This is a genomic window from Algoriphagus vanfongensis DSM 17529 (genome assembly GCF_000429465.1).
In the GTDB taxonomy this organism is placed as follows: Bacteria; Bacteroidota; Bacteroidia; order Cytophagales; family Cyclobacteriaceae; genus Algoriphagus; species Algoriphagus vanfongensis.
On record NZ_AUBX01000010.1, the window covers coordinates 201,351 to 225,948 of the forward strand.

17 protein-coding genes are annotated in these 24,598 nt (G+C 43.1%); 2 read left to right on the forward strand and 15 right to left on the reverse strand.

The window, feature by feature from the left end:
• Positions 1–15: 15 nt before the first annotated feature.
• The 8 genes from G460_RS0105975 to G460_RS0106025 form a co-directional block, all read right to left on the reverse strand.
• Positions 16–2,439, reverse strand: coding sequence for an ABC transporter permease (locus G460_RS0105975; protein WP_026954503.1), 2,424 nt, complete (start codon positions 2,437–2,439; stop codon positions 16–18).
• Positions 2,440–2,537: 98 nt separating this feature from the next.
• Positions 2,538–3,227: a head GIN domain-containing protein gene (locus G460_RS0105980; RefSeq protein ID WP_026954504.1), complete on the reverse strand. Its 690-nt coding sequence runs from the start codon at positions 3,225–3,227 to the stop codon at positions 2,538–2,540.
• Positions 3,228–3,793: 566 nt separating this feature from the next.
• Positions 3,794–6,157, reverse strand: a complete 2,364-nt coding sequence (locus G460_RS0105985; protein ID WP_026954505.1) for an ABC transporter permease — start codon at positions 6,155–6,157, stop codon at positions 3,794–3,796.
• 774 nt (positions 6,158–6,931) lie between these two features.
• Positions 6,932–9,385 (reverse strand): ABC transporter permease, encoded by a 2,454-nt coding sequence (locus G460_RS0105995; protein WP_026954507.1) that lies wholly within the window; start codon positions 9,383–9,385, stop codon positions 6,932–6,934.
• Between the two features lie 166 nt (positions 9,386–9,551).
• Positions 9,552–11,912 carry an ABC transporter permease gene (locus G460_RS0106005; RefSeq protein ID WP_026954508.1) on the reverse strand — a complete coding sequence of 787 codons (2,361 nt, stop codon included), beginning with the start codon at positions 11,910–11,912 and terminating at the stop codon, positions 9,552–9,554.
• Positions 11,913–12,089: 177 nt separating this feature from the next.
• Positions 12,090–12,788 carry an ABC transporter ATP-binding protein gene (locus G460_RS0106015; protein WP_026954509.1) on the reverse strand — a complete coding sequence of 233 codons (699 nt, stop codon included), beginning with the start codon at positions 12,786–12,788 and terminating at the stop codon, positions 12,090–12,092.
• 113 nt (positions 12,789–12,901) lie between these two features.
• Positions 12,902–13,279 carry a four helix bundle protein gene (locus tag G460_RS0106020; RefSeq protein ID WP_026954510.1) on the reverse strand — a complete coding sequence of 126 codons (378 nt, stop codon included), beginning with the start codon at positions 13,277–13,279 and terminating at the stop codon, positions 12,902–12,904.
• 68 nt (positions 13,280–13,347) lie between these two features.
• Positions 13,348–14,595, reverse strand: a complete 1,248-nt coding sequence (locus G460_RS0106025) for an efflux RND transporter periplasmic adaptor subunit (RefSeq protein ID WP_026954511.1) — start codon at positions 14,593–14,595, stop codon at positions 13,348–13,350.
• Positions 14,596–14,913: 318 nt separating this feature from the next.
• Here G460_RS0106025 and G460_RS0106035 point away from each other — a divergent pair, with 318 nt between their 5' ends.
• Both G460_RS0106035 and G460_RS0106040 read left to right on the forward strand, forming a co-directional pair.
• Positions 14,914–16,302: a sigma-54-dependent transcriptional regulator gene (locus G460_RS0106035; protein WP_026954512.1), complete on the forward strand. Its 1,389-nt coding sequence runs from the start codon at positions 14,914–14,916 to the stop codon at positions 16,300–16,302.
• Entirely contained in the window at positions 16,292–17,644 is a 1,353-nt protein-coding gene (locus tag G460_RS0106040) for a sensor histidine kinase (RefSeq protein WP_026954513.1), read from the forward strand. The genes G460_RS0106035 and G460_RS0106040 overlap by 11 nt, the downstream gene beginning before the upstream one ends.
• 1 nt (position 17,645) lies before the next feature.
• On the opposite strand, the gene G460_RS0106045 is transcribed toward G460_RS0106040, so the two are convergent.
• From G460_RS0106045 to G460_RS0106075, 7 genes are all read right to left on the reverse strand, one after another.
• Positions 17,646–18,104 carry a hypothetical protein gene (locus G460_RS0106045; protein WP_026954514.1) on the reverse strand — a complete coding sequence of 153 codons (459 nt, stop codon included), beginning with the start codon at positions 18,102–18,104 and terminating at the stop codon, positions 17,646–17,648.
• A gap of 80 nt (positions 18,105–18,184) precedes the next feature.
• Complete coding sequence (locus tag G460_RS0106050) at positions 18,185–19,831, reverse strand: FAD-dependent oxidoreductase (protein WP_026954515.1); 1,647 nt, start codon at positions 19,829–19,831, stop codon at positions 18,185–18,187.
• Between the two features lie 88 nt (positions 19,832–19,919).
• Entirely contained in the window at positions 19,920–21,068 is a 1,149-nt protein-coding gene (locus G460_RS0106055; RefSeq protein WP_026954516.1) for an aminotransferase class V-fold PLP-dependent enzyme, read from the reverse strand.
• Between the two features lie 46 nt (positions 21,069–21,114).
• The gene (locus G460_RS0106060) at positions 21,115–22,272 is read right to left on the reverse strand and encodes a DUF4221 family protein (RefSeq protein ID WP_026954517.1); all 1,158 of its coding nucleotides are present in this window, start codon (positions 22,270–22,272) and stop codon (positions 21,115–21,117) included.
• A 118-nt stretch (positions 22,273–22,390) separates the two neighbouring features.
• Positions 22,391–22,948 carry a 1-acyl-sn-glycerol-3-phosphate acyltransferase gene (locus tag G460_RS0106065; RefSeq protein WP_026954518.1) on the reverse strand — a complete coding sequence of 186 codons (558 nt, stop codon included), beginning with the start codon at positions 22,946–22,948 and terminating at the stop codon, positions 22,391–22,393.
• 7 nt (positions 22,949–22,955) lie between these two features.
• The gene (locus tag G460_RS0106070; protein WP_026954519.1) at positions 22,956–23,750 is read right to left on the reverse strand and encodes a patatin-like phospholipase family protein; all 795 of its coding nucleotides are present in this window, start codon (positions 23,748–23,750) and stop codon (positions 22,956–22,958) included.
• Positions 23,740–24,579, reverse strand: coding sequence for an MBL fold metallo-hydrolase (locus G460_RS0106075; RefSeq protein WP_026954520.1), 840 nt, complete (start codon positions 24,577–24,579; stop codon positions 23,740–23,742). Before G460_RS0106075 ends, G460_RS0106070 begins: the two co-directional genes overlap by 11 nt.
• Positions 24,580–24,598 lie beyond the last annotated feature (19 nt).

Sequence of the window (24,598 nt, forward strand, 5' to 3'; positions counted from 1 at the left end):
TTGATACTTGCTACTTCACTCACTTTTCAGACTCTTCACTGGATTGGATCTAGCAGCAGCAAAAGCTTGATAACTCACCGTAAGCAATGCTATGACCATCACCAGCACACCAGCCAATAAGAAAATCAACGGGTTGAGCTCAGTCTGGTAGGCAAAGGTCTGAAGCCACTCGCCCATGGCCCAGTAAGAAATCGGGACTGCTATCACAAAAGCGACAAAAACCAGCTTGCTGAAATTGGTGGTCAGCATCCATACCAATCCAGTAGTAGAAGCACCCAAGACCTTCCTCACGCCTATTTCTTTGGTCTTTTTATAAGCTGTATAGGCTGCCAAACCAAACAAACCGATACAGGCGATCAGAATTGCCAATACTGAAAATGAGGCCAAAATCTTACTGGAAACCTGCTCTTCCACATATTGCTTTTGAAGGTTATTTTCCAAAAAGGAAAAAGAGAAAGGCTGATTTTGCCCAAATGAATCCCAGAGTTTTTCTACCTCTGCGATAGTTTGCTGAGGCTGATCCCCTGAAATGTTCAAGGCTAGGAAATTCTGGAATCCCACGGCAGACTCCGTACTGAAAATCGCCAAAGGCGTAATCGGCAAATGAAGTGATTCAAAATGAAAATCCTCAGCCAAGCCTACGACGGTATAGGGAATATTGACTTGCTCTCCATTCACGTTTGCTCCGCTGTAAATTTTCTTCCCGATTGGATTTTCCAAGCCAAAAGCCTGCGCAGCGGCATGGTTGAGGATGACAGAGGTGCTATCATTAAACTCCTCTCCAAATATCCTCCCATCGGTCATGTGGATTCCCATGGCATCTAAGAAGAAATCATCCGCCACGAATCCCTTCCCTGTCAAGACCTCTGACTTACCTTCTGGAGTAAACTGCACTCCGAAAAAGGAATTCCCCGGCATGGCACTGCTTCCTCCTGCATCCAATACCCCCGAGATTTTCAACACTTCTTTTCGAAATGTTTCCGGGTTTTCCAATTGCCCAAAACGATCCACCACTAGCACATTATCTCTTTGAAAGCCAAGATTTTTGGTTTGGATAAAACTGATCTGCCGCTGAATAATCAGTGTGCCGGCGATCAACATGATGGAAATGGTAAACTGAAACACCACCAATCCATTTCTGAGAAATTGCCCTTTTCTAGTGGAAGAAAGTTGCCCTTTCATTATCTCCACTGCATGCATTTTGGAGATTTGGAAAGCGGGATAATACCCTGCCACCAAAGAGACAAAAATCCCCATCCCCACTAGCCATGGTAGCAGCTCCAGTGCCTCTTCCCAGCCAAGGGACAAGGTTTTTTGAGCCATATCATTGAAAAATGGAAGGGTCAATCCTACTAAGATGCTGGACAAGGCCAAGCTGATCACTACCAGCAAGACAGCCTCCATCAAAAACTGGGTAATCAGCTGCTGCCGATCGGATCCCATCGCCTTTCTCACTCCCACTTCCCGTGCTCTCTCTGAAGATCTGGCTGTTGCCAGATTGATAAAATTCACCGAAGCGATGAGTAAAATGAAAATGGCGATTGAAATAAAAATATAGACATAGCGAATGTCACCATTGGCTTTCATTTCATTCTGAAGCTTGGAGGTCAAGTGGATATCTCCCAAAGCTTGGAGAAAATAAGTATAGCCATTGCCGGCGGCGATATACTCATCGTAATTCACCCCGGTGTTTTGCTCGATTTGACCTGCTGCATATTTCTTCACCAAAGGGGGAATCGCATTTTCAACCTTTTCAGGGGAAGCCGTAGGTATCAATTTGATATAGGTCATCGCCGCAAAACTGGCATACGTCGGATCTTGGTTGAAGGGCATCCCTGCCGTCGAACCAAGCAGATCAAAATTGAAATGAGTATTGGCAGGCAAATCTTCCATCACACCCGTCACCTCCACGTCCTGTCCATTGACCTTGAGCTGTCGGCCCACTACATCGGTGGTTCCGAAATACTTGAGGGCCGTTTTTTCATTGACTACGAAAGCGCTGGTTTGGTACAGGGCTGTTTTCGCATCTCCTGCCACCATAGGTATGGGAAACATCTCGAAAAAATTGGAGTCAGCCATCGCCACCAATCGCTCCTCATAAAAATCTTCATCCACCTGCACCATACTCGCAAAATCCCCAAATGTGAAAAGCCGAGTGGCATCTTCGACTTCAGGAATTTCATCTTTGAAAACCTCCCCAAATCCATCTGGAATGATCGCATAAAGATTGACATGATCCGGATAGATTCGCTCCAAAGCCACCCGATAAATATGCTGCTGGTCCTTCCAGAATTTATCATAACTCACCTCATCTTTTACCTGCAAAAAAATCAACAAACAGCAGGTCAAACCCAAGGTCAAGCCCAAGATATTGATCCCTGTGTAGATTTTGTTTTTGATCAGATTTCGGTAGGCAATTTTCAGATAGTTTTTCAGCATGGCCGAGGTGAATTTGGGTGAAGGCTAGTTGGGCAGAAGACAAAAAAAGCCGATAAGTAAACTCACCGGCATTTTGATCATCATAGAGCTGGGTTTGATTATTGTTTTACAACTTTGGTAGAGCCTGATACTCCTATTTGCAACTGAGGCTCGCCTCTGTAATAGACATTGCCAGAGCCTGATGCTCCTACTTTCAGTATATTCAATGCCGTCACATGAGTGCTTCCAGAACCTGATTTGCCGATCGTGACTTCCTCAGCTTCCAGATCGATCGCTTCAAAATCACCGGAACCAGACTGGCCCACATTGATGGACTCTACGCTGCCACCTTCGATCACGATATCGCCTGATCCACTGAGACCGGCATTGATAGAGCGGGCGTAGATATTTCTGAAGTGAATCAATCCCGAACCGGAAACTCCCAGATTCAAGCGATCAGTTTCGATATTATCTTCCACATTGATAGAGCCAGAACCTGAGCTCCCAAGACCTTCCAAGTCTCTCATGGTGATATAAAATTTCAATCGGACATTTTTATAGCTTCCTTTCTCCAGCTTCAGCTTGAGCTTATTGCCGTCGAGTTCCGTGATCACTTTGTCCAGATCAATATTTTCTGCTTCGATCCGAACCTCATCCTTGTTCCCAATTTTGACAAATACGTCCCAACTTCCTCCAGACTCGATGGTCGTAAATTTGCCGGGATTCCTTGTCTCACTTGTTTGTGCCTGAGTCGAAAATCCCATTAAAAACAAGAGGACAATAAAAGCGGTGGTCTTGATAGAATTCATAGTTTCTAAATTTGGTAGATCATTAAATTCAGCAATTGTGCCAAAGGCTAAAAAATGCGAATTGAGTCTTTCAAGGCACTTTTTCTAAAGTTCACTGTCCGTCCCCACTGGATTTCGACCGCTGGCGGACAAAGAAAACACCTTGAAAGATTCAATACAGGAGACAAGAATATGCAAGCCTAGCCCCTCCATGCATCTTAAGAACTGTACTCAGCACCATTACTTCTTTACTTACAAAAACTTAGATGCAAATCAGATCCAGCGGGTTGCATCTGATCAAAAAAATGTGGGTTTGATTCATTGATTTGTAGGAATGGGTTAAAACCCATTCCTATTCATCGTTTGACAATTCTTTGTTTTAGGTTCTTGGCTCTAGGTTCTTGGCTCTAGCATCTTGTTTCTTGGCTCAAAGCCTTTTGATTCTTCCCGCCCCGTCTCGTGTCTCCACGAGACATTTTCTTCAAAAGACCGTGAAGACAGAGTCTGAGGCTAAACTTGACTTTTGACTCTAGTTTCTAGGATCTTGTTTCTCGTCTCTTGGTTCTAAAATCTAGCTACTCCAAAACTCATTCGCTTTTTATCGCTTGAACCGGGTTGGAATGTGCGGCTTTCAAGGACTGTAATGTCACCGTCAAGAAGGCCACTCCAAAAATCGTAATCGCTGCCAGCGGGATAAGCCACCATTCGAAATTGATTCGATACTGGTACCCTTCCAGCCAATCTTGCATCACCCAAAAGGCAATTCCAGATCCTATCACTATGGAGAAGGATACTATCAGAATAAACTCCTTATTGATCACCTGCAAAATGGAGAAGGTGGATGCTCCCAAGACTTTCCGAATCCCAATTTCCTTGGTCTTTTGTTCGGCGACATGAGCAGAAAGTCCCAACAATCCCAGACAGGAAATCAAAATGGTCAAAATACTGAAGTACTGTGCCAAGTCCCTCAATCTCACATCTTCTTGGTAGAGTCTCGCATAGTTTTCATCCATAAAACTGTATTCGAAGGGAAACTCCGGGTTCATATTTCTACCTGTCGTTTCCAGAAAAGCAACCGTCTCACGGATTTGATCTGTATTCACTTTGATATAGGCTTGCCATGTATTTTGTGGATCTAAAATGAGAATAGCCGGAGCCACATTGTTTCTAAAACTTTCGAAGTGGAAGTCTTTTACCACTCCAGTAATTGAGCGCTCATCTCCCCACATTCTAAAAAATTCCTGTCCCTCTTGATCCTGCTCCATGAGTTTCAATGCCGTTTCATTCAGAATTGCCCCAGATACAGAATCTGCTCCATTGGCTCGGTCATAGGCTCGACCTTTTATCAAACTCAATCCTGTCGTCTCAAGGAAATCATAATCCACCCGAATAATCTCAAAAAGGGCCGAATTGTCCGGATCTTTCCCTTCCCAGGAAACCCCTCCCGTATTGGAGTTTCTTCCCATGAATCCAAATGAAGATCTACTGACAGAGAGGATGTTTTCATTTTTCTCCAATTCGGCTTTGAAGACATCAAAGCTTTCCAAAAGCTTTCCTTCCAAGGGCACTTGGATCAGTTGATCTTTGGAATATCCCAAATCCTGATTCATCGCAAAGTTGATTTGCTGATAAACCACCATCGTGGAAACAATCAGAATAGTCGCTAAAATGAATTGGAAGAGCACCAAGCCTTTTCTGGCCATCACCACTCCTTTTCCTGATTTGGTAAAAGATCGAAAAACCGAAACAACTTTTGTTGCTGATAAATAAAAGGCCGGATAGGATCCTGCCACCAATCCCGTTAGAATAATGATCCCCAGAATCTGTAGCCAAAAAAAGCCAGATAAATACGGAACTGACATATCCTTACCAGTCAGATTATTGAAAATCGGCAAAGTCACCTGAACCAAAAGAATGGCAAAAACGGCTGCGAATAAGGTGATCAGCAGTGATTCGCTCAAAAACTGAATTACCAGAGAATTCTTATTGGCTCCAGAGACTTTTCTCACTCCCACCTCTTTGGCTCTTTTTTGGGATTTGGCAGTACTCAGATTCATGAAATTGATGCATGCGATGATCAAAACGAATATGCCGATCATGGCAAAAAGCTTCACGTTTTTGATTCTTCCCTCTACCGGCATCCCGTCCTTCCATTGCCCATGGAGATACAATTCTCCTCTCGGATAGGCAAATAACTCCACATTGGATTCTTCATTTCTCTCAAGGATATACTCCGATATGCTTTTGGAAAAAGCCTCGCCATCCACTCCTTCTCTCAGCTTGATGATCGTACTCGGCCCATTATTTCCCCAATCACTGAGCCAGTCATTTTCATCAAAAAACACCTGATAAGGAAGCAAATACTCAAACTTCATGGTTGAATTCTTAGGGAGAGTTTTTAAAACGCCCTGCACAATAAAATTCTTCGAATCTGTGCCTTGACGAATCTCCACATCCTCTCCTACTACATCTGTTCGGCCAAACAAGGAAATCGCTCCATCCTCGGTCAAAACCACGTGATTGTTTTCGGTGAGCATCCGATTGATATCCCCTTCCAATGGCTCAAACTGGTAGATATGCAGCAAATCCGGCATGGCATAAATTCCCTCCAATTTGATGCGCTTATCCTTTTGAATAAAAAGTTGAGTTTGGGGCCAGGTGTAAGTGGATGCATATTCGACTTCCGATAAAGTCTCCTTCATGCTTTCTGCCAAAACCCCAGGTGTAGAAGTGGTCGTGAAAATATCAGCTCCATAAGTCTGATGCTCCATCACTCGATAGATCCGATCGATGTCAGCAAACTCCCTGTCCATTTTCAACTCTGAATCCACCCATAAACCGATCAGAATCGCGGCCCAAAGTCCCAATGACAAACCGAATAAATTGATGAAGAATGTAAGCTTATGTTTTTTGAAACCTCGGAGAGCAATTTTAAAGTAGTTTTTAAACATGGTGGAGGAAGGTTAATCGTTGCATGGAAAAATTGTGGTAACAGAGTTGGTTTGGTTCCTATTATTGAAAGATGTCTCTGCGATTCAAAAGGTTGCATAGAGACTATACAATCATTTGAAAAAGATGTGACGGGCTAGTACTTCTACTTTAATAATGCTGATGCCATTAAAAAGTTACACAGGTAATGCCAAGTGCCAAAAACAAGCTCTACGGCCAGTTTGGAGGTTTTTGCTTTAAAAAAGCTGTGCGCACAAAGCCAATTTTGTTCGCTGGTGGGCGAAAAAATCATTTATCCTCGAATTGGGCTAAAGCCCAGAAAGGAGCTTCTCAAATTTATAGGAATGGGCTAAAGCACCATTCCTATTCAACCAGCTGTTCGGGATTTGTAATCCTGAATCCTATCCAAGAATTTATAATCCTCTTATCCTGAATTCGTTTTGGCGAAGCGCCCTCTTCATCACAAATCTTCACTCGGCCAAAACATGGAAAAAATCGAATCATTGGCATCCCCACGTTAAAACATGGGGCTAAATCATATTGTCCCGATGGGAACGGGTTAAAACCCAATTCTTTTCATTTCTTTGGACTTTTTAAATCTTAATTCTAGGATCTAGGTTCTAGATTCTTGTCTCTAGGCTATTGATTCTTCCCGCCCTGTCTCGTGTCTACACGAGACATTTTCTCCAACAGACCGTGAAGACACGGTCTGGGCTAAACTTGACTCTTGGTTCTTGAGTCTTGATTCTAAAATCTAGTTACTTGCTACCCAAAAATCATTCGCTTCTCAAAGACTTCACCGGATTGGTTGTAGCAGCTTTGATGGATTGGTAGCTGGTAGTGAGCAAAGCAATCATAATTGCAAAGACTCCTGCTCCAATAAACACCTGCCAGCCCAAATCTTGCTTGAACTGATAATCCTCCAACCATTTTTTCATCGCCCACCAAGCAATCGGTGAAGCAATCAAAAATGCGATCAGCACCAGTTTGGCAAACTCCTTGGAAAGGAGCACAATGATACTTCCGATACTGGAACCCAATACCTTTCTGATTCCGATTTCTTTGGTTCTCTGCTCGGCGGTGAAGGCAGTCAAGGCAAACAGCCCCAAACAAGCTATCAGGATAGCAAAGCCTGCAAAAATCCCAAATACTTTTCCCAACCGTGTTTCAGCCGCATACATTTTCCCAAATCGATCGTCGAGAAAGGAATAGGTAAAGGGCTGGCCCGGCGCCATTTCTCTCCATTGAGATTCCACAAAATCAATGACCTGATCGGTATTCGCTGCATTGAAGCGGAAGGAGGCAATGCCTCTAGGTTTGTCATCCAAAAAAATCATCACGGCTCCGATGTTCTCTTTCAGGGATTCGAAATGAAAGTTTTTCACCACTCCGACTACTGTTTTGCTTTCCAACTCGTCCAAATTCATGGTCTCATTGTCTCCTACCATGGTGTAAATTTTTTGACCGATCGGGTCCCCTTCGAAATTGAAATTTGCCAAGGCAGTTTCATTCAAGATCACCGCATTGGAATCAGATGGATATTCGATGGAGAAATCTCTCCCTTGCACGATTTCCATCCCCAAAGTATTCACATAGTCATAATCCACCCTCCAGTTTTGGATACTCACCATGTTTTCGGTTTGCTTGGGATCTTTGCCCTCCGCCCACCAAGGCGTATCACTTCGATAAGTACCTGCCACAGGTAGGTAACCGGAAATTGTACCACCCTCCATCATGCTATTGGAAAGCACCGCGGTTTTGAATGACTCAGCCTGATCTCCCAATGCATAGATGTCCTCCACGGTGATCACTTGATCTTTGCTGAAGCCGATCTTTTTATTTTGGATATAATTCAACTGATTGAACACCGCCACTGTAGCGATGATGAGGATGATAGAGATGGCGAATTGGAAAACTACCAGAGAACTTCTAATCATTCCACTTTTCATTCCCATAGCCACCTTCCCTTTGAGAATGCTCACCGGCTTGAATCCAGATAGGAAAAAGGAAGGATAGATGCCTGCTAATATTCCCGTGGCAATGGCCCCTAGGAGCATGATGCCATAAAAAGTTCCTTGCGAAAAAGGCATTACCAAGGTTCTGCCGGCCAGTTCATTGAAAACCGGAAGCAAGATCGCCACAATCGGAACGGCTATCAAAAAAGAAATCAAACTCAGCAAGATCGACTCCATCAAAAACTGACGGATCAAGTGAGATCTCACCGAACCCATCACTTTACGAATTCCCACTTCCTTGGCGCGATTGGAAGATCGGGCAGTGGACAGATTCATAAAGTTGATGCAGGCAATCACCAAGATAAAGAGAGCTATTGCCACAAAAAGATAGACATAGGTGATGTTGAAATTCGGCTCGAATTCACCCATCAAATCACTTTTCAAATGGATATCCAACAAAGGCTGGATTTCATATTCCATTTTGCCCCCGTCGGCCATCATAGCATCCAGCGTAGCTCCTTCCCCAAACACCTTGCTCAGCTCAGGCTCCACATTCTTCTTGACGAGACTTCTCAGTTTTTCATTCAAATTCTCGGGATCGGAACCTTCTCTGATTTTCAGGTATGTCTGAAAATTATTGCTCAGCCATGAAGTTCCTTTGGCTTCATCCAGGCCTTGCATGGCCAGTAAAAAGTTAAAATGAAAATGACTGTTTTCGGGAATATCTTCATAGACTCCGGTAATCCTGAAATCCATATCATTATCGAGAATCAGGGATTTGCCTAAGGCACTTTCTCCGGGAAAATACTTTTCAGCAGTACTCCGACTGATGGCCATGGTGTTGGGTTCCGCCAAAACTCCCTCGGGATTTCCCTCGAGCAATGGAGTGCCAAAAACATTGAAAAAATCCTTTCCAGCCCAAATCACTCCATATTCCTTGATATTCTCATCGACTTTTTTGACTAGATAGGATCCTCTCTGCCTCAAATGCACCGCATATTCCACTTCTGGAAATTCGGCTGGCAAAGCCTCAGCCATGGGTGCAGGAGCATAAACCATATCCCAGTGATTGCCTCCGAAAATGATATCTGCATGTACCCGATAGATCTGATCCGAATCCTCAAAATGCTTGTCATAGCTCAGTTCATTGACCACAAAGAGCGTGATGATCATGCATACAGCTACTCCTACCGACAGTCCAAAAACATTGATAAATGTATAGAACTTATGCTTCTTCAAGTTCCTGATGGCGATTTTGAAATAATTTTCGAACATGATTTTTGGAATTGGAAAATTTCAAAATTGGAAAATTGGAAAATTTGAGTCTTCACGAGACAGTATATTCTTAATGACCGTGGAGACACGGTCATTGGCAAAGCTCGTTTCCTTGGCTCTTTACTCTTGACTCTCGGTTCTTAACTCTTGGCTCTTGATTCCAAAATCATTCACTTCGAAGTGAATTGATCGGATTTGCAGAAGCGGCTTTGAAAGCTTGAACTCCAATCGTCACCAATGAAATCAGGATCAACAAGACACCTGAACCAGCGAATATCCACCAACTCAAGTTGGTTTGAAACGCGTAGGATTCGAGCCATGAATTGGCTAAATACCATGCTATCGGAACAGCAATGAGGATAGCTACCAAGATCAGATTTATAAAGTCTTTGGAAACCAAAGTCAATATGCCAGCAGTGGATGCACCCATCACTTTTCGTACTCCTATCTCCTTTTTACGCTTTTCAGCTGTGAAAGCCGCCAATCCAAATAGTCCCAAACAGGAAAGGAAAATGGCAGTCAAACCAAAATACTTAGCCAAAGACGAAGCTCGCTGCTCAGAGGCATAAAGTGTCTGATAATCCTCATCCATAAATTTCAAATTGATAGGTTGACCTGTGAAATCTTCATACACGTCCCCTATGCCTGCAATCGTTTCGGGTTGATTGGAAGCGTCGATTCTCACCATCACTTTTTGGGCAAAACCCGGATCGTATTTCAAGAAGGCTGGTTTGACATTTTCTTTCAAAGACTCAAAATGAAAGTCCTTGACGACACCGATCACCTCTTTGTCATTTCCCCAGAGGTTGACGATTTGACCTACTGGATCTTCAAAACCGATAGTTTTCACAGCCGCCTCGTTCAATATGATCTTGGTGCTTTCATCGCCAAATTCCGGGGAGAACGTACGTCCAGCAAGCATTTCGAAACCCATGGTTTCTATCAACCCCATATTGACTGAGATATTTTCAAATTTGACTTGATCATCTGGATTCTTTCCCTCCCAGTTCAACCCAATCGTAGAACTCGCCAAGCCAATGAGCGGATGAGATAAACTCGATGCATTTTCTACTCCAGAGATATTCTTGGTTTGTTCCAAAAAGGCATCCATCTTTTGAGGATTGATAGCAGAGGCATTGAATTCCAATAAATGCTCTTGCTGATAACCTAAGTTTTGGCTTTGGATGAAATTCATCTGCTTGCTCAAAACCGTGATCCCAATAATGAGCAAAAGGGAAATGGAAAACTGAAAAATCACCAAACCTTTTCGAGCCAGCACTTCCCCAAAACTTCCCTTGACATTGGATTTCATCACCTCCACAGGTTTGAATTTGGAAAGGTAAACTGCAGGATAAATGCCCGCCAAAAGACCTGTCACCAGCCAAATCCCTCCCAACATCAGAAGAATCTGCATTCCGAATTGAAGAGAAAGTGACTTCGACGTGATTTGGTTGAAAACTGGCTGAAGCAGATAAGCTGCCAAAACCGCAAGGATCAAGGCAAAAAATGTCAACAATAAGGATTCAGTAATGAATTGGGTAAACAAACCTCCACGGCTTGCTCCCATGGATTTTTTGACTCCAATTTCTTTGAGCCTGCTCATGGATCTCGCAGTAGTCAGATTCATGAAATTGATGCATGCTATCAGCAAGATGAAGATGGCTATAGCTGAAAATATCTTGACATAACTGATTCGGCCTCCCGTTACTTTTCCTTCCTCATAGGTGCCATAGAGATAGGTGTCTCCGAAGTTTTGTACGAAGACTGAAACATTGGATCCTGCCTCTTTTTCTTTGATGAAATTCTCAATTTGCTCATTGAAAGCCACTATATCAGTTCCTTCCTTGAGCATCAGTTCCGTGGTGCTATTGAAATTATCCCAATGTACCCCGTCCCCAAGCATGTCTACGAAAAATGGATAAGCCAGAAAAAATTCAGGTTTGCGTACATCCAAATTTCCAGGATCTGCAATCACTCCTGTGACCTCTACCTCATTTTCAAAATTGAACACATTCCAATGAAGCGATTTGCCCAAAGCCAATTGAGAGGATCCAAATAATTTGTTAGCTAGGGATTCAGTGAGCACAACAGAATTAATTCCTACTAGGGCTTTTTCCTTATTGCCAACCAAAAAATCCACATCGAATATTTCCAAGTATTCCTGGTCAACAAATAGCCCAGATCCATCCATGACCACATCCCCATTTTCAAAGGAAACTCCATCGATGAATGGAGACAGCCCGCTGGCCTTTTCTACTTGGGGGAGTTCTTCCTTCATGGTTTCTGCCAACCTTGCAGGCGTATAGGGAATGGTTACCATTCCGTTGGCATTGTCATGATTGGTCATGACCGTGTAGATCTGATCTACCTGAGAATGATAGCGGTTGATCGACGTCTCATCCTTCACCCAAAGCATGATCAAAACCACCGTGGTCAAGCCCACTGCCAAACCAAATAGATTGATGGCAAAGATGTTTTTGTGCTTCAAGAAGCTACGGATGGCGAGGAGGAGTTGGTGGCGGAGCATGGGAGTCTTAATTGTAAAATTGGAACATTGAAAAATTGAAAAATTTCAGAATCAGTAAGAAACCTTTCCTAAAAATGAAAATTGGTCTTCGCTCATCATCAACCTCCCTTTTTCATTGAAAACCAAAGACTTGGAAAGACCAATTTTCAAATTTTAGAATTTTTCAATTTTTGAATTTTATACGTGGAATTGCTCCCGGATATTCTCGGTCACCACTTTTCCATCGAATAGGTTGATGATTCGGTGAGCGTAGTTGGCATCATGAGGAGAGTGAGTTACCATCACGATGGTGGTTCCTTCATTATTCAATTCTTCCAAAAGACGCATCACTTCTTCCCCGTTTTTGGAATCCAAGTTACCGGTAGGTTCATCGGCAAGGATCACAGATGGCTTGGCGACAATCGCTCTGGCGATAGCCACACGCTGCTGCTGTCCACCGGAAAGCTGCTGAGGAAAGTGATTTCTTCGGTGCATGATGTTCATCCGAGTCAAAACCTCTTCAACACGCTGTTTGCGCTCATCCGCAGGGATTTTCAAGTACAAAAGCGGAAGTTCCACATTTTCAAACACTGTCAATTCATCGATGAGGTTAAAGCTCTGGAAGACGAATCCGATGTTTCCTTTTCTCAAAGAAGATCTTTGTCTTTCGGAGTATTTCGCTACCTCATGGTCAAGGAAATGATACTCTCCTTCGTCTGGATTGTCCAAGAGACCGATAATGTTCAGCAAAGTTGATTTGCCACATCCTGAGGGCCCCATGATAGCGACGAATTCCCCTTTTTTCACTTCGATTTGGATGCCGTCCAAGGCGGTGGTTTCTACTTCCTCAGTCGTGTAGAGCTTTCGTAGATTGACGGTTTTGATTACGTTGGTCATAGATTTTGTTTATTGTCCGATGACCGATGCCGGATGCCGGATGCGGTTTGTCGGTGGTTATAGATATGTTTACTGTCCGTTGTCCGATGAAGGAAGCGGTTAGTCGGTGGTTGTTATTTTAATTTTGATTTAAATGATTGCATCATATTCATTAGATGAAACGATTCTTTGTAAAGTTGCATGAAGCGATTTTCGTCCATGTATTTTCTTCTTTTTGCCTTATGCAGGCAAGTCACTACTTCAGCCAAAGACCTGATTCCGTACCCAAGGAATTCGAGGTACTCAGGATTTGTTTGAGAAATAGACCCTTCAGCAATATTTAAGGCAATTGAATCACTAGCCCTTTTGATCTGTGAAGTCAGATTGTAAATTTCCTCTTTTGGAAATTTGATGGTCAATCGATGAATGTCTTCTGCCAAATCCATCGCCTTTTGCCAAATCTGCAAACTTTCAAATTTGAAACTGGGGCTATATTCCTTGTCCTCTGACATATTTATATCAACTGAATTAATTCCTTACCTCAACGGACACCCGACATCGGACATTGGACATCCACCGCCTACTTCAACTCCAGCACCTCGTTGGTTCCAAAATTCTCATAGCCAGATACGATCACTTTCTCTCCTTCTACCAGTCCTTCCAATACCTCGTAGTATTCTGGATTTTTCCTACCCAATCGAATATTTCGCTTCTCAGCATTTCCAGAAGAATTCAAGACAAATACCCAGTTGCCACCAGTGTCCTTGAAGAAACCACCAGTCGGCAATAGCAAGCTTTTCTCACTATCTCCCAATTCCAGTCGGATTCTCACTGACTGTCCTCTTCGGATTCCCTGTGGACTTTCACCGGTGAATACCATATCCACTTCAAATCGACCATTGGTAATCGTAGGATAGATTTTGGAAATCTCCAACTCATGATCTTGACCACTGAGCGTGAATTTTCCTCTTAGCCCCTGGCCGATTCTTGGTAGGTACAATTCATCGATTGGCACTCTGACCTTGAACTCATCCAAAACGTCAATTTGCCCGTATCTTTCACCAGAATTGATCGCCTGACCAATCTCGATCTGCTCCATCGCCAGCTGCCCAGAGATCGGAGCTTTGATCACCAGATTATCCAAGATCTGTCCGACTCCATTCAGAGACGCATTCATCCTTCCCTCCGACTGTCTCAACTGTGCCAGCTGATAGGCTCTCGCAATAGAGTCACTTTGGTAGGATTTATAAGTAAGTTCCTTTCTTTTCAGGTTGTATTCGTATTGCTCAGCCACTTCTTCAAATTCCCTGTCGGACACCAATTTCTTCTCATGCAATTCTTTGAATCGCTTGTATTGGGGTTCCAAAAGAGAAATCTGATAGTCTATCTCAGCCAATTGTCCTTGTTGATTCAGATCATTTTGATCCAAAAAGAGCCGAGTTTGTCTCAAGTTATTGATTTGCTCATAGAGCATCGTTTCACGCTGCATCACATCGAGCTGGAGATTGGAATTGGCCATGATCAGGATGGTATCACCTGAGTCCACCAAGGCGCCAGACTCACGAATGACACTGGCGACCATCCCACCTTCTACCGCATCGAGGTAAAAAGTCTGGGCCGGCTCAATCTGACCGGATACCAATATATAATCGGTAAATTCTCCGGTACTGACTGTCGCGATACTTAAGCGGTCACTTTCCACATTCATGGTGGATCGATGATCCGCAAATCCGATTTGATAAATAATTCCAAAGAGCAAAACTGCTCCTCCGACGATCCAAGCGATTTTCCTGGGCGTCCAGGTCTTTTTCTCAATTTTTCTATCCATTGTGCGTGTTGCCTTTTGAGGCCATGCCCAATATGCCAAATGATGTGCCATGCAAAAAATCCTATTCACGGGCTTTGAAATAGGTTTTTTGAAAAAATCGAAAAGAGTGACTCGAACATTTTCGTCCGCCAGCGAACAAAACATTTCGATTCTGAATTTTTCTGAACTAACTTGAAGGGAAAGCTAAAAAATAAAAAATCGGTCAAATTCATCCGAAATCGAACATTTACTGAATTTTGAATCCAGTTTTTGAATTCGGCAAGCTTTTGGAACAATGGGTATCGACCTTTTTAGATAAACAGCTAATCTGAACCCGCTATGAATGAGCAACGCATCGGCAAAATCCTAATCGTAGATGACAATGAAGACTTGCTAAAAGCAGCCAAAATCTTTTTGAAAAGGCATTTTGCGCAGGTGGATACAGAAACCAACCCAGACCTTCTTCCTATCCTCACACACAATGAAAATTACGATGTGATCATGCTGGATATGAACTTCACCAAAGATGTGAGCTCAGGCCAAGAAGGCTTTTATTGGCTGGATCGGATTCTGGAGCTCGACCCTTCTGCGGTGGTGGTCTTGATTACTGCCTATGGCGATGTCAATCTTGCGGTGAAAGCAATCAAGGAAGGTGCTACAGATTTTGTACTGAAGCCTTGGGAAAATGAAAAGCTATTGGCCACGCTCAATTCAGCCCTGCAACTGCGTCAGAAAAAATTGGAGGTGAGCCTTCTCAAGGATCAGAAAGCCACACTTCAGCAAGACATAGACAATAAGTTCAAAGACATCATCGGGCAAAGCCCATCCATGCAAAAGGTCTTTGAAACCATAGAAAGAGTTGCTACAACAGATGCCAACGTCTTGATTTTGGGAGAGAATGGTACAGGGAAAGAATTGATTGCACGAGCTATTCACAGAAATTCCCGAAGAAGCAGAGAAGCATTTGTCGGAGTGGATTTGGGTTCGATCACCCAAACTTTATTCGAATCGGAGCTTTTTGGCCATAAAAAAGGCTCATTTACCGATGCCAAAGAAGATCGGGCCGGGAGATTTGAGCAGGCTCATAAAGGCACTTTGTTTTTGGACGAAATCGGAAACTTGCCTTTGCCTCTTCAGGCCAAATTATTGGCAGCGCTACAAAATCGTCAAGTCACGCGGGTCGGTGCGAATAAACCGGTGGATGTCAATATCCGCTTGATCTCGGCTACCAATATGCCGATCCACAACATGGTCTATGACAATAGTTTCCGTCAGGATTTGCTCTATCGTATCAATACCATCGAGATCCAGCTTCCTCCACTTCGAGAGCGGATCGAGGATATTCCCTTGCTGGCCGATCATTTCATAGGTTTTTATTCCAAAAAGTACAACAAGGATATCCGCAAAGCATCCGAGCCATTGCTCAAGCGGATGATCAAATACCAATGGCCCGGTAATATCCGCGAACTCCAGCACAGCATCGAGCGTGCAGTCATCATGAGCAATCACAATGTGCTGCAGCCTGAGGATCTATTTTTACAAAAGGTCAATCAACCTGAAAAATCGGAGGAAAACGTGAGTTTGGAGCATTTGAACATAGAGGATGTGGAAAGAATCTTGATCAGAAAGGCGCTGCAAAAGCACAATGGACACATTACCCGAGCTGCAGAGGAATTGGGTTTGACTAGATCCTCGCTCTATAGAAGATTGGAAAAATATGGTCTATAGGCGATTTTCGGTTGGGATCAGTCTTCGCATCCTGCTTATCACCATCTGTATCTTTGTGGGCATCTGGCTGTACTTTAGTCAGGAGCTCTTACTTGCACCGGCGATTTTGGGACTGATCGTGATAGGGATAGTCGGCGAGATGATCTACTATGTCAATTCGATCAATCAAAAACTTGCGAGGTTTTTGGATTCCATTCGTTTTGCGGATTTTTCTAGTTCCTTCACCTCGGATAGCAAAATGGGCAATTCTTTCCGTGAGGTAAACATGGCTTTCAATGAGGTCATGGAAGTCTTCAAGCAAACCCGGGCCGAAAAGGAAGAGCAGATGCTTTTTCTACAGATCATCATTCAACATATCAATACAGGAATTATTTCCTTCAATCCTGACGGAAAAATCGGTGTGATCAACAATGCTGCAAAGCAACTCCTCCAAATCCCTCAGTTTCGGGATATCAATGATCTGGGGAGGCTTTCACCTGTCTTGCTCAAAGAGGTTTTGGAAATGAAACCCGGTCAGCGAACTTCCTTCAAAGCAAGCTCCAGTCTCTTTCTGATCATCCAATCCACCTCACTCAAGATGGGCGGACAAAGCTGGACTTTACTTTCTCTGCAAAATATCAATGCGGAATTGCAATCCAATGAACTGGAAGCTTGGCAAAACCTGACGAAAGTTCTTCGCCACGAAATCATGAATTCCATCACTCCAATTTCTAGTTTGGTGGATTCTTTAAGAACAATTCTGGATGAGGATAGCTATGTGCAAACGGAAGGAATGTTGATCAAACGAGACGGTTTTTTGGATATTCAGGAAGGTCTAGACACGATCGCCAACCGAAGCAAAGGCTTGGTCAATTTTGTCAATGCCTATCGGGATTACACCAATATTCCTGAGCCGAAAAAGGAAATCATTGCTGTCAGAGAACTCTTTGAAAATGTACTTATGCTGATGAAGGAAGAGCTGAAAAGCAACGAAACTTTTGTCAAAGCTGAAGTGCTCCCTGAAGATCTAGAAATCCACTGCGACACGAATCAGATCACCATGATCCTGATCAATCTGGTAAAGAATGCCTCCGAATCCATGCAAAAGCAAGCCGATAGGATGATCTCGCTTCGAGGTATTTCGCAGGGAGACATGGGCACTTTGATCCAAGTGGAAGATCATGGACCAGGGATAGTTAAGGAGGCTCTGGAGCGAATTTTTGTTCCTTTTTACACAACCAAAAAAACAGGTTCCGGTATCGGACTGGCTATCTCCAGACAGATTATGAACCTCCATCGGGGAAGCCTGTCTGTGGAATCTATTCCGGGTGAAAGGACGGTATTTACGCTGACTTTTAAATAGACTAATCTTGGACTTTCCTGTAAAAGAACATGAATTCATCGACTGATTTCACTAAAGTATCACCCTTGAAATAATATCTTTTCCTATCTGAGTTAGGAATCCTTTGCCCTGTTGAACCTTTATAGGCACTAGTTTCCAAAACGCCCTCTACTGTTTTCCATTTGAATATGGGAAAATCAACATTACTGGTATAAGTTGAAGCCGTCATTTCTCTAACTGCCCTGATATCCATGACAACATTTCCATTTTTCTGATAACTTATCAGATATTTTTCATCAACAGATTTATCTGGATAGATTTCCCCATCCCTTATCGTTAGGATCGGTTCCCATACTCCTATCAGCCGAGGATCCAATTCTTCTTTTTGCTCAGATTTAGTTTCGGATTTAGTAGAATTGAATTCAAGTGGGGATTCAGTTTTGAATTGAAAAAAAACAACTAATAGGAAAAACCATTTCATCTATCTAAACATTTAAAAACCAACAGGTAAGTTCTCTTAATTTACATCATTGATAACTATATACAATCCACCGTTCGCTATTAATTTTCTAAAACCTGTTTCTCCTCCAGCAAAACCTTTTTTAAAGTTTCATACTCCAGATCCTGAACGGCTATTTTCTGATCGATAGAAAGGGCAGCCGCGGCGGCGGCACTTTGTCCCAAAATCATAAATACCGGCTCCATCCGGATCGAACCAAAAGCAGTATGTGAACTCGACACACAAACCGGAACGAAAAGATTTGTCACTTCATCCTTTTTTGGGATCAATGTTCCGTAGGAAATTGAATAAGGCTGCTTTGGGTGAACTCCGATATCTCCTTCATTTTGCACAAATCCTTCCGGAGTCACAAATCGCTGGGTATTGTGAGAATCCAAGGAATAGGAACCCATTCCTACAGGTTGAGGTACTTCTTTGGCTCCCAATACATCGTGCTCAGTCATCACATAGGCCCCGATCATCCGACGTGCTTCTCGTACATAAATCTGATGCGGCCAACCTCCATTATCCGTGAATTCATCAGCTGCCAAGCCGTACTTGGCCATCTCTTCTCGGACTTCTTGGGGAACTTTGGGATCATGTGAAAGAAAATACATCAGGCCCTTCTGGTAATCGGTATGCTCTTGGATGATCTCCTTTCTCCTTTCATAGCTAGCTTCCGGATAGTCGTAGTTCTTTCCGATATAATCTGTGCTAAAAGGCCCATGATTATTGGTGTCCGTCTTATTATTTGGAATTGGGTCAAACTTGTCGAAAGTCTCATCCCAGCCTGCTGCATAGACTCTGGCCAGCAATTCATATCGGGCTGGGTCATAGTTCTCGGGTTTTTCAAATGGAATCAAATTGTCTGGATTACGGCTTAAGGCCATCCGGAAATTATAGGCTTGAAGTCTTTTGTCTCCCTCTCCATTGGTTCCAGGAGGCTGATCAGAAATTTCCGGCAAAAGTCCAGAACTTGGATCTCCGGGAATGACATAAGCACTGATAGAGTCTTGGAAATAATGCCTGTGTTGATAGACTCCCACCTGAACACCATTCCAACTTTCTCCATAGACCGAATTGGCCTCTCTCCCTACAAAATAGCTCACACCGGCAGCTGCCATCAGATCCCCTTCGTAAGTGGCATCGATGAACATTTTACCATGAAAGCTCTTCCCAGAAAGAGTTTGAAATGATTGGATAGCTCCATTTTCCAGCACTAGCCCTTTCTCCCGATCTAGCCATTCATCGCTATAGATTTTCAGCGCATTTTCTCTTGCAAAATCTTCAAAAATCTGTTCTGCAACATGCGGTTCAAAAATCCACATGGTTCGATTTGCTCCGTCCATGGCTGGTGTTCCTTGACCTTTATTGCCATACGCTTCACGCTTTTGCCACTTCCAAGCCGAGTCTTGTTCGTAGTGTAAATAGATTCGATGATAGAATTCCCTTGCCAAACCACCGATCACCGATTTGTTACCAGTGTCAGTAAACCCCAAACCTCCGGAGGAAAGTCCACCCAGATGAATATCTGGTGAAACAATCAGAACTGACTTCCCCATTTTCTTGGCTTGAACGGCTGCAGTTATTGCGGCTGAAGTTCCTCCATAGATGATAATGTCTGCTTCGAATTGGTTTTCAACTTTTGGTTTGCAGGAAAAAACCAATCCAAGAATAAGGATTCTAAAAAGATAGGATTTATAAGACATTTTGGGTCAGATTGTTAGAGAGAATAATATAGCCCTAAAAAAAAGCTAGAGTCCTACCGCCCTTCAGAAAAACAATTTTAAAAAGAAACTAGAACCTTTCCATCACCCTAATCAATCGATTGATATCCTCTTGATTATTAAACACATTCACAGACACTCTTAAAGAAGTTCCCCGCACCGAAACATAGATTTTTTCTTTTTCTAAAACCTCTTTAAGTTCTAAGGGATTGAGTTCCTTTTTCAAAGGAAGCTCAAATAAATGGTTGGATGAAAAAGAACTCAAATCCATTCCCAAACCTCGGCTTTCCTGATATTCGGCCAATTGTTTCTTCAATTCAAAATCATAAGATTGGATCGTTTCTGGAGTCCAATCCAAGATTTGTTTCAGAGATTGCTCAAGCATCGGCATCAGCACAAAATGACTCGTTTCACCCACATCAAAACGATTGGCTTGAGGCAGGTATTTTTCCTGGTAATCCGTCAAACTGGAAAAGACCTGTGAATTGGTTCGGTTCATCCACGACTCTTCCAAAGGTCTCCCCTGATCAAAAGCGGCACTGAAATAAGCGATCCCCAAGGAATAAGGCCCAAGCAACCATTTGTAAGTAGCGCAGATCAAAGCATCAATTTGACAGGCTTTGACATCGATGGGCATTGCACCAACGGATTGAGTCCCATCGACAATAAAGCAAGCACCAACTTCCTTACATTTCGCTCCTATAGCTTCCAAATCAAATCGACAGCCATTCATCCAATGCACGCTGGATATCAACACCACGGCTGTATTTTCATCTATTGCGTCCAGTATTCGCCGATTCCATAGCTCATTTCGACCATCGGAAGCTTCAGGTCTTTGGATCACTTCCAAAGTAGCCTCGTTTTCGCTTGCCCAGCGATTGATGGAAAAATAACCGCTAGGGAACTCATCCTGAACGGTAATTGCCTTCTTTCCATTGGCAACTTTCCAGTTAGACAGAGCGACTGCAAAACCATAAGATGTACTGGGAATAATTGCTATTTCATCAACAGCGGATCCAATCAATCGGGAGAACAATCCTTTTACCCTTTTGACTCCATTGAAAAAATCATCTGGAGCGATCCTCTGAGGATTTCTCATGAGTTGCAAATCATCGATGGCCGCCTGCTCGGAGCTTTTCAAGACGGGCCCTCGATAGGCATTATTCAAATAAGAAACATCCTCAGCAAGAGAAAAAAGGTGTTTTTGGCAAGTGATCATAGACTAAAGAAAGCAAATAAAAGACAAACCTTAAGTTGGTTTAAATTTATGAGTTTTCAAGATTCAGTCTTACAAATGCCAACTCATCGTCGATATTTTCAAAAAGCCAAATAGCTCCGTCTTTCATAAAATGTAAATCTGGAACAGACTTCACTTCAGGTAACTCTGACTCCTGTAGCAAATTAAAATCCTGGTCAAAAATACTGAGATAGACCACGGCTCCAGTAGGAATGTATTCCCCGAATTCATTGACTTCTTCACCGAAAATTTTTCTTTCGGAAAATCTATAAAAGCGCTGCTGCTCCTCATCCCATAGAAATCCTTTGTAGCTAATGTCTTCCTCAAATTTCTTTCTGATATCAATCATTTTACCACCTTCCATCTCCACTTCTTTGGGCGGTTGATACGTCCGCTTTGCTCCAAGTAGCGGAGTTTCCCAGCTTTTTACTGTCACGCTATCCGTCTTCAGGTCCATGATGACGACTTCGTTGTATGCGTTTGTGTTCAAAATAATCCTGTCATTCACCAAGTCCGAATAAACAGATGGTCCAAAGCCTCCTGCCGGGTTACCATTGTAGAGAATATTGACCCGAAACTCATTGGCTTTATCAAAATAATCCAACTCCTTCACGGTATAGGTTTTAGTCTCCATATCAATATCCAACAGACTGTATTCGTAGCCGTCCCATTTGAGTGCCAACACCACCACACGGGTAGGATCATTGACCAGTTCGAAGACTTGAATGGGATAATATTCAGTACTTCCGAGATATTCAGCAGCTATTTTCTCCAGTTCCAGATCTCCAACTAACTGGGCTTCCTGATCAAAGACCTTGTAAACCATGTAGTTTTTGATCAAAAGATCTCCATTTTCTCTCAGTGAAAATCCGGATAAATAGGGCCCCAAACCATTAGGTCCTTCTTTTTCAAATTGGATTTTGTTGCTTAGTTCAAGCTTATTGAGATCGATCTTTTCAGCGATATAGTCCTCGTGATTCAAATTGATCAGGTAGCTTTTGTCCGACGAAAGTTGAGACATAAACATCCCGTATTTCAAATACAAAAAATCATTGCCCGCATCGACCATCACCGTATCCAGAGAAATGGCGATGGGATCATTCACCTGTGTTTTCTGATTTTCACTGGATCCGCAGGAGCTCAAAATAAGACAAACTCCCAATGAGAGTAAAAAGACGTTTTTCAAGGTTTTAAAAATTTTCAGTTTCAACTAATTTCTATGAAAGATAGAAACAGGAACTTAAACCTCTACTTATCAAATAGTTATTTGATGTTAAAAAAAAGGAGAACAAAAAAAGGGATTCTTATTGAATCCCCATCTCCGGATATTTGGGAGTGACACCTCGCCCAAACTCCATCATTTCGGCTATTTGACCATCCATATCTCCATTGGGATAGATGGCAGGTCCGATACCGGCTTCTTTCTTTTTATAGTCTAGATATCCCACTACCACGGGAACATCAGCTCCGAGAGCAATGTGATAAAAACCCGTTTTCCATTTTTTCACAGCGCTGCGGGTGCCTTCTGGAGTCACCATGATGACCAGTTCGTCAGAGTCCTTCAGCATCGTGATCATGGCTTCGGTATAGGTTTGTTTTCTCCCTCCTGGGATTCTCTTTCTATCAATTGAGATTCCACCCAATCCTTTGATCAACCAACCCAAAGGGCCTACCATCACTTCTTTTTTGATCGTGAATCGAACCGGAATATCCATCAGATAAAATGCCGCTCTGGCATAGAGCAGATCCCAATTGGAAGTATGAGGAATCGCTATCATCACGGCTTTCTTTAAGCCCTTGGGCCAATTATCGTTGAGAGACCAGCCGGTCACCCAAAATACTATGCGCGCTAGAAACTTCATTTTTGATTTATTTTTTTGTCTTGCTATTGCTTAGTTCCAATATTGATGGATTCTCATCTATGAAGACACTTACCTGTTCATATCCTACCTGAAAGAGTTCTTTGGCTTTTTTGAGATCAAATACTCCGTATTTTCCCAATCCCGGAACTTCCAGAAAATAGTCACACTTTGGCTTGCGACTATACACATTATGATTCATCATCATGATTACCGATCTCTCGATGAGGCTTTTCATATTGGTGATATTACTCTCTTGAGGGAGGTGATTGCAATTGACTCCAATTACGAAATCGCAGATCCCATCCAGCGGCTCCACAGGAAGATTATTCAGTACTCCCCCATCGACCAGATGCTTTTTGCCAATGATGATCGGCTCAAACATCCCCGGAATACAGCAAGAAGCCATCACTGGGGGTATCAAAGGACCTTCTGAAAAATAGATGGTTTTTCCCTTTTTGATATCTGTAGCAGTGACCGTCAGGGGCACCTTAAGTTGGGAAAAGTCATTATGCTCAAAATACAATTTGAAGAGGCTTTCGATGCTACTCATCTTTAAAATGCCTCTCCAGGATATCGCAGGCCTCATAAACCGGAAAAAATTGGTATCCAAAATGATCTGCAAAATCTCCTCAGGCTGATACCCTTGACAATACATCGCCCCTGCTATGGCTCCTGCAGAGGTACCGCTTACTTGCGTCGGGTAGATGCCCGCTTCATTGAGTCCTTTGAGAACTCCCAGATGGGAAATCCCTCTGGCACCGCCGCCAGAAAGCGCCAAGCCGATTTTCAGCTTAGATTTCATCGAGTTTGAAAGTTTGGTCCACGCGGACACCCTTTTCTGTCATTTTCACCGTGCAGCATTCATTGACAGCATCATGCTCAAAAAACAAGATGTATTCTTTCCTGGCTGCTTCTTCCAGAAACTTGGCTTTTTCATCCATGGTCAACAGAGGTCTAGTATCATAGCCCATCACATATGGAATCGGAATATGTCCTACCGACGGCAGCAAATCCGCCACAAAAACCAGCGTTTTCCCTTTGTATTGAAGTTTGGGGAGCATCTGCTTGTCTGTGTGCCCATCTACTGTGATAAAGTCAAATCCCGGAAACAAAGAGCTTGTAGCCAAATCCACAAATTTCAATTGTCCCAACTCCTCCATGGGTAGGATGTTTTCTTCCAAAAACGAAGCTTTTTCTCGTGGATTGGGGCGGGTAGCCCAGTTCCAATGATCCGGATTGGACCAATAGGTAGCCCGGGAAAATGTAGCTTCATATTGCCCATGACTCCCATATCGAATCCCCCCTCCACAATGATCAAAGTGCAGGTGAGTCAAGAAATTATCTGTGATTTGATGTAGCCCTACTCCCAGGTTTTTGAGAGATTTCTCTAGGCTATCCTCCCCGTGTAGATAGTAATGGGAGAAAAACTTCGCATCCTGCTTGTCTCCTATTCCATTATCGATCAGTACTACCCGATTGCCATCCACGACCAACAGCGATCTCATCGCCCATGTGCAGAGGTTATTTTCATCTGCTTGATTGGTTCGGGACCACAGAGTCTTGGGAACGACCCCAAACATGGCTCCTCCGTCCAATTTGAAAAATCCTGTGTTGACCGTGTATAATTCCATTTGGGCTATTGATTGAGGG

Bases quoted from the DNA above. Each gene is read 5' to 3' on its own strand.
- G460_RS0105975 (WP_026954503.1), bottom strand. From the start codon at position 2,439: ATGCTGAAAAACTATCTGAAAATTGCCTACCGAAATCTGATCAAAAAC.
- G460_RS0105980 (WP_026954504.1), bottom strand. From the start codon at position 3,227: ATGAATTCTATCAAGACCACCGCTTTTATTGTCCTCTTGTTTTTAATG.
- G460_RS0105985 (WP_026954505.1), bottom strand. From the start codon at position 6,157: ATGTTTAAAAACTACTTTAAAATTGCTCTCCGAGGTTTCAAAAAACAT.
- G460_RS0105995 (WP_026954507.1), bottom strand. From the start codon at position 9,385: ATGTTCGAAAATTATTTCAAAATCGCCATCAGGAACTTGAAGAAGCAT.
- G460_RS0106005 (WP_026954508.1), bottom strand. From the start codon at position 11,912: ATGCTCCGCCACCAACTCCTCCTCGCCATCCGTAGCTTCTTGAAGCAC.
- G460_RS0106015 (WP_026954509.1), bottom strand. From the start codon at position 12,788: ATGACCAACGTAATCAAAACCGTCAATCTACGAAAGCTCTACACGACT.
- G460_RS0106020 (WP_026954510.1), bottom strand. From the start codon at position 13,279: ATGTCAGAGGACAAGGAATATAGCCCCAGTTTCAAATTTGAAAGTTTG.
- G460_RS0106025 (WP_026954511.1), bottom strand. From the start codon at position 14,595: ATGGATAGAAAAATTGAGAAAAAGACCTGGACGCCCAGGAAAATCGCT.
- G460_RS0106035 (WP_026954512.1), top strand. From the start codon at position 14,914: ATGAATGAGCAACGCATCGGCAAAATCCTAATCGTAGATGACAATGAA.
- G460_RS0106040 (WP_026954513.1), top strand. From the start codon at position 16,292: ATGGTCTATAGGCGATTTTCGGTTGGGATCAGTCTTCGCATCCTGCTT.
- G460_RS0106045 (WP_026954514.1), bottom strand. From the start codon at position 18,104: ATGAAATGGTTTTTCCTATTAGTTGTTTTTTTTCAATTCAAAACTGAA.
- G460_RS0106050 (WP_026954515.1), bottom strand. From the start codon at position 19,831: ATGTCTTATAAATCCTATCTTTTTAGAATCCTTATTCTTGGATTGGTT.
- G460_RS0106055 (WP_026954516.1), bottom strand. From the start codon at position 21,068: ATGATCACTTGCCAAAAACACCTTTTTTCTCTTGCTGAGGATGTTTCT.
- G460_RS0106065 (WP_026954518.1), bottom strand. From the start codon at position 22,948: ATGAAGTTTCTAGCGCGCATAGTATTTTGGGTGACCGGCTGGTCTCTC.
- G460_RS0106070 (WP_026954519.1), bottom strand. From the start codon at position 23,750: ATGAAATCTAAGCTGAAAATCGGCTTGGCGCTTTCTGGCGGCGGTGCC.
- G460_RS0106075 (WP_026954520.1), bottom strand. From the start codon at position 24,579: ATGGAATTATACACGGTCAACACAGGATTTTTCAAATTGGACGGAGGA.